The 11834-nt window shown below is 43.9% G+C and carries 11 protein-coding genes, 2 tRNA genes and 1 rRNA gene; 4 read left to right on the top strand and 10 right to left on the bottom strand.

Going from position 1 to position 11834, the window contains the following annotated elements:
- Window positions 1-83: 83 nt before the first annotated feature.
- Together P855_RS0116225 and moaC are read right to left on the bottom strand one after the other, a co-directional pair.
- Window positions 84-743 carry a redox-sensing transcriptional repressor Rex gene (locus P855_RS0116225; RefSeq protein ID WP_028784555.1) on the bottom strand — a complete coding sequence of 220 codons (660 nt, stop codon included), beginning with the start codon at window positions 741-743 and terminating at the stop codon, window positions 84-86.
- A gap of 5 nt (window positions 744-748) precedes the next feature.
- Window positions 749-1243 carry a cyclic pyranopterin monophosphate synthase MoaC gene (moaC, locus tag P855_RS0116220; protein ID WP_028784554.1) on the bottom strand — a complete coding sequence of 165 codons (495 nt, stop codon included), beginning with the start codon at window positions 1241-1243 and terminating at the stop codon, window positions 749-751.
- Between the two features lie 167 nt (window positions 1244-1410).
- Between moaC and P855_RS0116215 the strand changes: the two genes are divergently transcribed.
- From P855_RS0116215 to P855_RS0116195, 4 genes are all read left to right on the top strand, one after another.
- Window positions 1411-3342, top strand: a complete 1932-nt coding sequence (locus P855_RS0116215) for an ABC-F family ATP-binding cassette domain-containing protein (RefSeq protein ID WP_028784553.1) — start codon at window positions 1411-1413, stop codon at window positions 3340-3342.
- A 154-nt stretch (window positions 3343-3496) separates the two neighbouring features.
- Entirely contained in the window at window positions 3497-4207 is a 711-nt protein-coding gene (locus tag P855_RS0116205) for a response regulator transcription factor (RefSeq protein WP_028784552.1), read from the top strand.
- Complete coding sequence (locus P855_RS0116200; protein WP_028784551.1) at window positions 4185-5579, top strand: sensor histidine kinase; 1395 nt, start codon at window positions 4185-4187, stop codon at window positions 5577-5579. The genes P855_RS0116205 and P855_RS0116200 overlap by 23 nt, the downstream gene beginning before the upstream one ends.
- 12 nt (window positions 5580-5591) lie before the next feature.
- Entirely contained in the window at window positions 5592-6665 is a 1074-nt protein-coding gene (locus tag P855_RS0116195) for an NAD(P)H-dependent flavin oxidoreductase (RefSeq protein ID WP_028784550.1), read from the top strand.
- A gap of 653 nt (window positions 6666-7318) precedes the next feature.
- On the opposite strand, the gene tsaD is transcribed toward P855_RS0116195, so the two are convergent.
- The 8 genes from tsaD to rrf all read right to left on the bottom strand — a co-directional run bounded on the left by tsaD (window position 7319) and on the right by rrf (window position 11772).
- A complete protein-coding gene (tsaD, locus tag P855_RS0116190) occupies window positions 7319-8353 on the bottom strand; it encodes a tRNA (adenosine(37)-N6)-threonylcarbamoyltransferase complex transferase subunit TsaD (RefSeq protein ID WP_028784549.1) in 1035 nt (344 codons plus the stop codon).
- Window positions 8340-8798: a ribosomal protein S18-alanine N-acetyltransferase gene (gene rimI, locus P855_RS0116185; RefSeq protein WP_028784548.1), complete on the bottom strand. Its 459-nt coding sequence runs from the start codon at window positions 8796-8798 to the stop codon at window positions 8340-8342. The genes tsaD and rimI overlap by 14 nt, the downstream gene beginning before the upstream one ends.
- Window position 8799: 1 nt before the next feature.
- On the bottom strand, window positions 8800-9486 hold the full coding sequence (tsaB, locus tag P855_RS0116180) for a tRNA (adenosine(37)-N6)-threonylcarbamoyltransferase complex dimerization subunit type 1 TsaB (protein ID WP_028784547.1): 687 nt from the start codon (window positions 9484-9486) through the stop codon (window positions 8800-8802).
- A complete protein-coding gene (gene tsaE / locus P855_RS0116175) occupies window positions 9483-9938 on the bottom strand; it encodes a tRNA (adenosine(37)-N6)-threonylcarbamoyltransferase complex ATPase subunit type 1 TsaE (protein ID WP_028784546.1) in 456 nt (151 codons plus the stop codon). The genes tsaB and tsaE overlap by 4 nt, the downstream gene beginning before the upstream one ends.
- A 5-nt stretch (window positions 9939-9943) precedes the next feature.
- Entirely contained in the window at window positions 9944-10927 is a 984-nt protein-coding gene (gene thiL / locus P855_RS0116170) for a thiamine-phosphate kinase (protein WP_028784545.1), read from the bottom strand.
- A 200-nt stretch (window positions 10928-11127) separates the two neighbouring features.
- Window positions 11128-11204 (bottom strand) — tRNA-Asp (locus P855_RS0116165).
- 187 nt (window positions 11205-11391) lie between these two features.
- Window positions 11392-11468, bottom strand: a tRNA-Met gene (locus P855_RS0116160).
- Between the two features lie 190 nt (window positions 11469-11658).
- Window positions 11659-11772, bottom strand: a 5S ribosomal RNA gene (rrf, locus tag P855_RS0116155).
- Window positions 11773-11834: the final 62 nt, after the last annotated feature.

Below are 11834 nucleotides of genomic sequence, written 5' to 3'. Positions count from 1 at the left end.
TCCATGCACGAATTCTTTCCACAAAGCTATACACGTTTTGCTCATTGCTTAAACAAAAAAGGACGACCATTACGGTCATCCTTCTATTCTTCTTGTTCCGTATTCTCTTCCAACGGATAGTGTTTCAGGAAATACACTAGGGCCTGCAGTTCAATGGACAAGTCGATATGGTGGACACGGATATGATCCGGCACGGTAATTCGCGCTGGTGTAAAATTGAGAATCCCGGAAACTCCCGACTTCACCAGCCGGTCGGTTATCCCCTGGGCAGCGGACGATGGAACGGTAAGTATTGCAGCCGTGATATCCCCTTTTACGATATCCTCGAGATCATCGATATGTTTGACGGGGACCCCGCCAATTTCTGTACCTATTTTTTCAGCATTGGTATCGAAAGCATACTCGATTTTGGTATTGTTGTTTTTCATAAAATTATAATGTAAGAATGCTGTACCGAGATTACCGACCCCTATTAAGGCCACTTTCGTGATCTCATCCTGGTCGAGTGTCTTTCGGAAAAAAGAAAGCAAATACTCGACATTGTAACCATAGCCCTTTTTGCCAAGTGCTCCGAAGTAAGAGAAATCACGACGGATGGTTGCAGAATCTACTTTAACCGCCTCACTGAGCTCCTTAGAGGAAACCCGTTGTTTTCCCTGACTATGGAGGTTATTGATGAACCGGTAATATAATGGCAGACGCTTTGCTGTAGCTTGTGGTATTTTATGTTGCTCGATATCCATTTCATTCACTCCTTGCTTTCTCTCTGGAAGTCCCCGCTTTTCCCGCCTGTTTTCTCCATTAAATACGCAGGACCGATGACCATCCCTTTATCGACGGCTTTACACATATCATACACCGTCAGTGCCGTCGCTTGAGCCGCCGTGAGCGCTTCCATTTCGACGCCGGTGCTTCCTTTAGTTTTTACAGAAGCATCAATCATCAAATGATAGTCATCTTCCCCTTCTTGCTTCCAATCAAAGTTGATATCTACTCCTTTTAACTGCAAAGGATGACACATCGGAATCCAGTCGGGAGTTTTTTTAGCTGCCATGATGCCGGCAACCTGCGCGACAGACAGTACATCCCCTTTGGCAATCTCCTGATTAGTGATTTTTCGATATATTTCATGGTTGACCTGGACACTGGTAACAGCGGTTGCCGTCCTGACGGTGACATCCTTTTCTGAAATATCTACCATCCGTGCCCTTCCCTGTTCATTGAAGTGAGTGAACTCTGACAAAGTAAAGCCTCCTTTGAAGCAGAATCATACCTTTGTGTGTACTTTACATTAACTGTATTTTACCAAAAATGCAAAAGATAGTCGTTAAGTTTTTCACAATCATCCATCATGCTTCTTGCCTGCTCACTTTGATGTGAGATACACTTGATTCATTGAGGTGAACAAACATGATTCTGATGCAAATGAATCAAATTGAAAAACGATTTGGTGCTGAACTCATTCTATCGAATATTAAAATAGAAGTACAAACGAATGACAGGATCGCGATTGTCGGGCGAAATGGAGCCGGTAAATCCACTTTATTAAAAATCATGGCCGGCGAGCTGAACCATGACGGCGGCGAGGTGTTTCAACCGAAAGATGTCTCGATCGGCTATCTTGCCCAGAACACTGGACTGGAATCCGATCAAACAATCTGGGATGAAATGGAGAAGGTCTTCAGCCACCTGAAGAAGCTTGAGCAGGAGCTTCGTTCTATGGAAAGCCGCATGGCTGATCCAGATTTGATTGCGGATGATAAACAATACCAGCAGCTGCTGAAGGAATATGACAGCAAACAGGAGACATTCAAGATCGAAGGCGGGTATCATTACGAAGCAGATATCAAAGCTGTATTGAACGGTTTGAATTTCCATGACTTCGATCTCGCTACACCGATCAATACATTGAGCGGTGGCCAAAAAACCCGGTTAGCGCTCGGTAAACTGCTGTTGTCGAAACCGGATGTCCTTATTTTGGACGAGCCGACCAACCATCTCGACATCGATACACTAAGCTGGCTGGAAACCTACCTCCAGGGCTATCAGGGTGCTGTGGTTATCGTCTCGCACGACCGCTACTTTTTGGATAAAATCGTGACGACTGTTTACGAAATCGCCTTTCAATCGTCGAAGAAGTATCATGGCAATTATAGTGATTATTTAAAAAAGAAAGAAGCAGATTTCGAGCTGGAAATGAAGCATTACGAAAAACAGCAGGCAGAAATCAAACGAATGGAAGATTTTATTCAGAAAAATATTGTACGAGCCACGACCAGTAAGCGGGCGCAAAGCAGAAGGAAGCAATTGGAAAAGATGGAGCGTGTCGATAAACCAAAAGACGATAATCATTCGGCCAAGTTCTCCTTCCGCATTTCAAGACAAAGCGGGAATGATGTGCTCCGTATCCGTGACCTTGCTTTCCGTTATCGGGAAAGCAGCGACAATGTATTCGAACAAGTCAATCTGGACGTTAATCGCGGTGACAGCATTGCTCTTGTCGGACCGAATGGGGTCGGCAAAACGACACTCCTTAAAACGATTATAGGCGACTTGAAAGTTCATCAGGGGACGATACAAATCGGTACGAATGTTCAAGTAGGTTATTATGACCAGGAACAAACAAAACTGAATTCTACTAAAACCGTCCTGAATGAACTCTGGGATGATTATCCGACGAAAAATGAAAAAGATATCCGGACGATTCTCGGAAACTTCTTATTTACTGGTGAAGATATCTTAAAGCCTGTATCTTCCTTAAGTGGCGGCCAAAAAGCCCGTCTTGCCCTGGCTAAACTGATGATGCAGGAAGCCAATCTGCTGATTCTGGATGAGCCGACCAACCATCTTGACTTGGACAGTAAAGAAGTATTGGAAGCGGCACTGGTAGACTTCCCGGGAACGATCCTGTTCGTCTCCCACGACCGTTATTTTATTAATAAAATCGCCACCCAGATTTTTGAAATGACACCACAGGATTCCCGGATGTTCCTTGGTGATTACGATTATTATAAAAGTAAAAAACAAGAGGAATATGAGCTGGAACAGCTGGAAACCCAGGAGCGTCAGCAAGAAACACAGCCCGTTCCAGACAATAAAACAACCTTCCATCAGGACAAGGCTGAAAAGCGCGAAGCACGGAAACGGCAGCGGCGGATTGAAGAGATCGAAACTGAAATTGCGGAAATTGAAGCTGGTATTGAAAACAACGAGGAACTTCTATGCGATCCTGATATCTATCAGGATCATGAAAAATCATTAGAATTGACGTCAGCCAATGAACAATTGAACACGCGGCTGGAGCAATTGATGGAAGAATGGGAAGAACTTCATACGGAATGAATATTTGTAATAGCTTTGCTGATTGTTAAAATCAGCAAAGCTATTTTTTTACCCGTTTCTTCCTTTTTTCCTATTATCTTTTGAAAAATAGTTTCCAATTACTAATACCTCCTATGGTAAGCTTAAGGTATGTAATAGAACAGGAGTGTTGGTTATGCTAAAGGTGCTTATTGTCGATGATGAGCCTATGATACTGGAAGTTTTAGAAGCTTATATGCAGAAAGAGGGCTATGATGTTTATTTAGCTGAAAATGGACAGGAGGCCTTAGAGCAGTTTCATCATGTCCACCCTCATTTCATTGTATTAGATCTAATGCTGCCGGACCTCAGCGGGGAAACGGTCTGCGAAAAAATTCGTGACACGTCTGACGTGCCAATGATGATGGTGACTGCTAAAGGACAGGAAAATGACCGGATCCATGGAATCGAAATCGGAGCAGACGACTATATTGTCAAACCTTTCAGCCCCAGAGAAGTCATCGTTCGTATGAAGGCAATTTTAAAAAGGACAGGCTCCCACTTAGTCGAAGATTCTTTGTCATTCAATAACGGAGAATTGGCCATCTGCCCTGCCCAAAAACTCGTTTATATCCATAATGAACCGGTGACATTGACACCGATTGAATTTCAATTGATCACACAAATGGCCAACCGGCCCAGCTATGCCTTCACGCGTGCAGAATTATTGAAGGCGATTCAGGATGCCGGCTACTTTGAAGGCTATGAACGAAATATAGATGTCCATATCAAAAACATCCGTAAAAAAATCGAGGAAGATACAAAACACCCGACATATATTCAAACCGTTTTTGGTACCGGGTATCGATTTGGAGGGAAAGCAGATGTTCCGAACCCTGCGCGCTAGAACCTTAACTGCATTCATTGCTATATCTTTAATCGGTGTTGTTTTTATCAGTGGAGCCTTCAAATATGCTTTTGAGGATTGCTTCAGTGATTACTTGGATGACAAACGGGCAACAGAAGTAAACAGAGTGACCAGTTTCCTGGAAAATGAATACGCACAACAAGGCAAAATCACCGGTGAAAGTGTTGTTTCGATGCTTCCCTACCAGGCAATGACCGAAAGCTTATTCTATCGGATCTATGACAGCAATGGCGAACTTGTCCTCGACTCTACGGATCTTATACGCGAAATTGCCACGCTGAAAGCGGAACAAAACAACACTCAAAATTACCAGGATATGGATTATACCCAGGAAACAAAGGAATTGACGTATGCTGGTGAAAAAATAGGTACTATCGAAGTCAATTACCACCGCGGCTATGAAAGAGGCGAATTCCAATTTAAGACAAGGATCAATAAATATATTGCTGTTTCAGCACTCGGCATATTCGGTCTATCCTTCGGGCTGAGTTTTTTGTTCAGCAATCAATTGACGGCAGGTTTGCGGCGGGTCAAGGATGCCGTCCAGGCATTGAGCAACAATGATATGACCGTTCGGGTCACGAGAGGAAAACTCACCGAAGAAATCCAGCAAGTAGCCGATGCTTACAATGTACTGGCTGACCGGCTAAATAGTCAACAAGTAATAAGAAAACAATTCACCGCAGACATTGCCCATGAACTTCGTACTCCAATCACCATTTTAAAAACACAGATCGAAGCATTTCAGGACGGCATCTGGCAGCCGACACAGGAGCGATTGGCAAACACCCATAATGAATTGATGCGTCTGGTCAGAATGGTCAATGACCTCGAAAAACTGCTGGAAGCGGAAAATCCTGATATGACCTTAAAACATGAAAAATTGAATGCTAATCAAACACTAGGATATATCTATGACCACTTCTATGTAGACGCGAAACAAAAGCACCTTCATCTCGATTTACAGGTACCGGAAAAGCCGATCTATTTCCAAGGCGATAAAGACAGGTTCTGGCAAATTATGTTGAACCTTGTATCCAATGCGGTACGGTATACACCGGAAAATGGGACTATTACTATTAAAGCAAACGAAACGGAAGATAATGTATACATCACAGTAGCAGATAATGGCATCGGAATAGAGCCCGAAGATCTCCCATATATATTCGACCGGTTCTACCGGGCGGAGAAATCACGTGCCCGTAAGACGGGAGGCGCAGGTATCGGTCTGGCAATCGTAAAAGCCCTCGTCCAGGCACATCACGGGCAAATCAACGTACAAAGCACAGCAGGAAAAGGCACAAAAATAATCGTACAACTCCCTAAAGACAAGGGAACATCCACTACCTAGGAGGAAGATACGATGCGGGAAAAAAATAATGTGAGATCCTTACTAAATATCGATCACCCTATCATTCAAGCCGGAATGGCAGGGGGTGTCACTACTCCTGAATTGGTCGCTGCTGTTTCCAATGCAGGGGGATTGGGCACAATTGGTGCCGGATACATGAGTGAAGAAGACCTGAAGCAAGCGATACGCTCCACAAAACAGCTTACAGCAAAACCGTTCGGGGTAAATATTTTTGTACCGGAGGATGTCCGTGTTATGGAATCCGAGATTGATGCTGCAAATGAGATATTACAACCCTTCCACCGGGAATTGGAGGTTCCACCCACGAAAAAGGCTAGCCACTCATCGGGGACTTTTCAAAAACAAATCGATGTCATCATTGCAGAAGAGATACCGGTTTGCAGTTTTACGTTTGGAATACCTTCTGAAGCCACTATCCACCGCTTGAAATCCTATGACATCCGCTTGATCGGTACTGCTACAACAGTGAAGGAAGCAGTGCTCAACGAGCAGGCAGGGATGGATATGGTGGTTGCCCAGGGAAGTGAAGCAGGCGGACATCGAGGGACATTTGACGCTTCATTTGAACAATCCTCCGTAGGTACGATGTCATTAGTTCCACGAGTAGTGGATACCGTGTCTCTCCCCGTCATTGCCGCAGGCGGCATCATGGATGCACGAGGCATACTGGCCGCGACCGTGCTTGGAGCTGAAGGCGTACAGATGGGGACGGCTTTTTTAACTATACGGGAAAGTGGTGCTAAACCTGCGCATAAAAAAGCGATACTAAAAAGTGACGGTGATGATACAGTTATCACCACCGCTTTCAGCGGTAAACCTGCCAGGGGCATCGAAAATGCATTCATTCGTTACTTACGCCTGTATGAACACAACCTTCCCGCCTACCCAGTAATGAATACATTGACAAAAGAAATAAGGAAAGCAGCCGGGAACCGGAACCGGCCTGAATTCATGTCACTCTGGGCAGGCCAAAGCGCCTCACTCAGTCAAGAAATATCTGCCGGACAATTAATAAAACAATTGGTCGAAGACATAAAAATACAAAGCAAACGATCACTTTTATAAAAACTGCCATGAGCAGCTCATGGCAGTTTTTTATGCCTAATTATGACTACTTCATGGCTAACTTATAAAGAAGATATGAAGACCATTTTTTCGTGATATTTGTCTCAGTTGATCTTTCACCTCTCTATCTACAATAAAACTAACGACAAGGATGAGAGGTGAACTCAATGACAACCATGAACTAGTCAACGATGATAATAGTGGCAATACCAATCAAAAATAGAGTTATAACAAAAGAAACGACTGCAAAGCAGCAGACGTTTCTTTTATACATGCAGCCTCTTCAAAAGCTCACACCATCCACATAGTTATTCACAGGTAAATAGCTATTTTAATACTTTTGCACAGGTTTACTCACATTATCCACAGAACAAAGCGAAATTATCCACAAATTACACAGGTATAATCAAATCTTATAGAGCAGGAAATAAACCATGATTATCCACAGTATATTTATGCATCTGTGTGTAACTTGTTTGTTTTCCACAAGAAGTTATACACAAATTATTCTGAGAACTTGCTCACCCCCGACAAGCTTAAGCTATGCATCGGAGCTGGATGTAGCCTGCTGCAACAGATATTCACAATCACAAAATTTTATAATTTCAAAGACAACAAAAAAACTCCCCGTATCGAGGGGAGTCTCCTTGCTATTATTTAAGCGACCTTTTCGCATAGCGTTCGAGGCTTAACGAGGGATCAGCATTCAAATCCCACCCGGCACGATGGCCTTGTTGATATGCGACCGCACCTGCTGCAGCAATCATGGCTGCATTATCTGTGCACAGTTTTAACGGAGGAATCAATAATTCAATATCTTCCCCCTCAAACTTGCGTTTCAATGCGGCTCTAAGCCCCTGGTTGGCAGCTACTCCACCAGCCACTATCACCTGCTTCACATTGTGTTTCCTGGCAGCCTGGTAAGTTTTTGTGGATAACACATCCACCACACTGGCCTGGAAGCTTGCTGCTACATTTTTTTCTTCTAACGTTTCCCCTTTTTGCTTGGCATTGTGGAGCTTGTTGATAACTGCTGATTTCAGGCCACTGAAACTAAAATCGTAGGAACCTTCTTCGAGCCAGGCACGAGGAAAATCAATGGTCTCTTCTCCCTCTTGAGCAAGACGGTCGATATGCGGTCCTCCTGGATAAGGAAGCTTCAGCGTTCTGGCAACTTTATCGTAAGCCTCACCGGCAGCGTCATCTCTTGTTTCCCCGATGACTTCAAAAGACCCGTGATTTTTCATCAAGATCAATTCTGTATGTCCGCCGGAAACCACTAATGACAATAATGGGAACTCGAACTCTTTCTCTAGTCGATTAGCATAGATATGTCCGGCAATATGATGGACACCAACCAGTGGCTTGTCCTTAGCGAACGCCAGTGATTTAGCGGTATTCACACCGACAAGCAAGGCACCGACAAGTCCCGGCCCCTCCGTTACTGCAATGGCATCCATGTCATCCAGCTGCATCCCTGCCTGGGACAATGTTTCCTCCAGAATAATTGTAATCTGCTCAATATGGTGACGGGAAGCTATTTCCGGAACAACTCCACCGAAACGCTTATGACTTTCTATTTGAGAGGCGACTACGTTCGCCACCAATTCCCGGCCATTCTTCACAATTGCAGCAGCTGTTTCATCACAACTCGTTTCAATTGCCAGTATATAATTATCTGTTATCATGAAAATTCACCCACATTACTAATGCGTCCTCTCCGTTATCCGTGTAATAATGCTTCCGGATTCCACCGGGTACTAAACCGAATTTACGATACATATGCTGTGCTCCCGTATTAGAAATGCGAACTTCGAGTGATAGCATAATCGCGCCCCTCTTGACGGCTTGTTCGATGACATGATTAAACAATAAAGCACCATAGCCTTTGCCACGATAGCTCGGCAAAATCGCAATGTTGGTTATATGCGCTTCATCAATGATCATCCATAATCCACAATAGCCGAATATGCCGTTATCATCTGCAATCACATAGTATTCCGCATATTCATTCTGCTCGATTTCTCCGACGAATGCTTCCCGTTTCCAGGGGATAGCAAAGGAAGCTTCTTCTATCTGTAAGACCTGATCAATATCATCTGCACTCATTTCCCTGATTGATACGCTCTCCATCTTACTTCTTCCCCTGTTGTTCCAGCCATTTCGCTTCTGCTTCTACCATTCTCAAATAGTTAGGTACCAGGGCGTGCAGCGGACCGGCCTCTTTGTCCTTCCCTGCTAATGCCAGAGCACTTGGACGAGGTACATGCAAGGTCTTAGGAGGTATTACCGCCTTATCGTTCATTATCTCTTCTATGGCTTCCTGGTGGCTTTCTATTTCCGGACTTAAAAATAGTACAGGCTTATCACTTGCTTTAAGCTCTTCCAGCCAGTCTATCATCAGCAGATTCGTTTCTGCTTTCACAAGCTGCATCTCCTGATTATATAGACCCGTGTACACTAAACCTCTTCTGGCATCAAAGAAAGGACAGATGTAGCCATCGAAAAACATTCCTTGATAAGCCAATACTTCTAAGCTTGATACGCCGACTACAGGGATATTCAATGCCCAACCCATTGATTTGGCTGTTGTAAGACCAATTCGAACACCGGTATAGGAACCCGGTCCTTTTGCTACAACTATTCTATCCAAATCAGAAGGAGTCATTGCTGTTTCCTTCATCAATTGATCGATAGCCGGCATCAATCGAACAGAATGATTTTTCTTTATATTAGTAATCAGTTCACCAGCTGTTTCTCCATCTTTTACTACAGCGACTCCTAATATCTCATTAGATGTATCCATGGCTAATACGTTCATAAAAAAAGCTCCTCGCATATCTTTTCCAAATAAGCGTCCTCTGTCTTCCCTTCAATGAATCGACCGCTCTCATCGAGGTATGTGATAGTGAGATCCAGCCTTCTTTCAGGTAAGTATTCCTGAATGAACTGCGCCCATTCCACTACCGTAACCCCATCTCCCTGAAAATATTCTTCAAAACCAATATCCTCTTCGCTATCCTCCAAACGATAAGCATCAATATGATAAAGAGGAAGCCGTCCCTCATATTCTTTTACTATGGTGAACGTCGGACTGTTGATCGTCCGTTTCACATCAAGTCCTTGTCCCAGCCCTTTTGTAAACGTGGTTTTACCAGCGCCTAAATCCCCTTCCAGGGTCAATACATCGCCAGCCTGTAACCGCTCGCCAAGCTTTCTGGCCAGCTTCATTGTCTGTTCCTCAGAAGTTGACGTGATTTTAAAAGATTTCACCCTTATCACCTATCCTGTCGTAAATGTATATAACCTGATTTCGTCAACAGTGACTTTTTGTTTTTTTCATATAGATATACAAATGGTCCTGCATCGTTTGTTTCTAATACCGTACCTATTTTCGTTACGCGTGTGGCAGAAGCTTCTGCAGCCTGTTGAACGGCCTTCCAATCTTTTTCCGGGGCAGTTCCAAGCAGCTCAAAGTCTTCTCCTCCTGATAACACCCATGGTTTACAAATCGCTTTGTCCAGCTTGCCCAAATATTCGACTTTAGGCAAGTCCTCATAATTGATATGTAAATCGACACCGGAAGCTGCAGCTATCTCATTTGCCTCACTGGCGATCCCATCACTGACATCGTTCAGGGCAACACGCTCCAGTGACTGAAGCTGAAGAGCAAACGCCACACGTGGCTCCGGCTGCCTGTGACGACCAATAAAATAGGCAGCTGCTTCATCTTCGAAATGATGCTTGCCTAATAATAACTCCAATCCAGCCTGTGCATCTCCCAATGTGCCAGTCACAAATAACACATCCCCAGGTTTAGCCGAACTGCGATACCTGCTTTTTCCAGGGGGTACAAGACCAAATACCGTCACAGAAACGACCAGCTCTTTTCCTGACACCGTATCGCCGCCAATCAAATCCATCCGATATTCCTTAGCAAGCTGTTTCATGCCCGAATAAACCTCATCAATTTCAGCAGCAGACCATTCATCGGGAATAACGATGGAGACCATAAAAAAGGCAGGAACGGCCCCCATAGCAGCTAAGTCACTGATATTGACCGCAAGAGCACGATAACCGACATGGAAAGGGTCCATGGTCTCCCTGGAAAAATGCACACCCTCTACCATGGTATCTACCGCTGTGATAATATCCTGGTTATTCGCTCGAAACACAGCTGCATCATCACCAATGCCTTTCAACAAAGATGGCTGGTGATAAACTTCCTGCTTGATGGAATCGATGAAAGTAAATTCATCCATAGATAGCGAGCCTCCTACGTTCGTAAAAAGATAAGTTCATTATATCAATAACTTGTCCAAAGTAAAAAAAATGCCTAACAAATGCGAATGCCGAAGCGTTAGTGCACTTCATATATATTAGCCTTAAAAATATTTCTATTAAATGAAGACACAACAAAAGCCTTAGGATTTACCTAAGGCTTATTATATCGAATTTATAATGGCGGTCCGGACGGGACTCGAACCCGCGACCTCCTGCGTGACAGGCAGGCATTCTAACCAACTGAACTACCGGACCATTTTATCAAAACAATTATGTAAGTGAATTTAGTTGAAATAATTTGGTTGCACCTTACAGTACTACTATCTTTCACTGGCAAGGATGCTTAATCGACGTTGCAAGTGAAAATAAATTGGTTGCACTTTGCAGTACACGATTTTCAACTAGCTAAGAAGATTATTCAACGTAGGGACTTGAAATAATTTGGTTGCGGGGGCAAGATTTGAACTTGCGACCTTCGGGTTATGAGCCCGACGAGCTACCAGACTGCTCCACCCCGCGATAGTGTAAATGCGTTATTTTGCGCACCTACGATAATAGTGTACGACTGTTCGTCGTGTTGAAAGTGAATTCAGAGAAGTTTCACTCCTCACAAAACCTACTCAGATGTAGTTCCAAGAAGTTTACGGTTTTGCTCCACCCCGCGATAGTGTAAATGCATTGAGCACTTACTATAAGTATAAAATTGACAGCCTAGCAGCGGCCTACTCTCACGGGGATAAACCCGACTACCATCGGCGCTGGAGAACTTAACTGCTGTGTTCGGCATGGGAACAGGTGTGACCTCTCCGCCATCGCCACTAGACCTTTTATATTAGCGACAAGATTAATTATATTAACTTTCCGCTAAAAATGCAAGAGTTTTTT

The organism is Thalassobacillus devorans MSP14 (assembly GCF_000496835.1).
Classification (GTDB): Bacteria; Bacillota; Bacilli; order Bacillales; family Halobacillaceae; genus Thalassobacillus; species Thalassobacillus devorans_B.
This window is presented reverse-complemented; position numbering and strand designations above follow the sequence as displayed.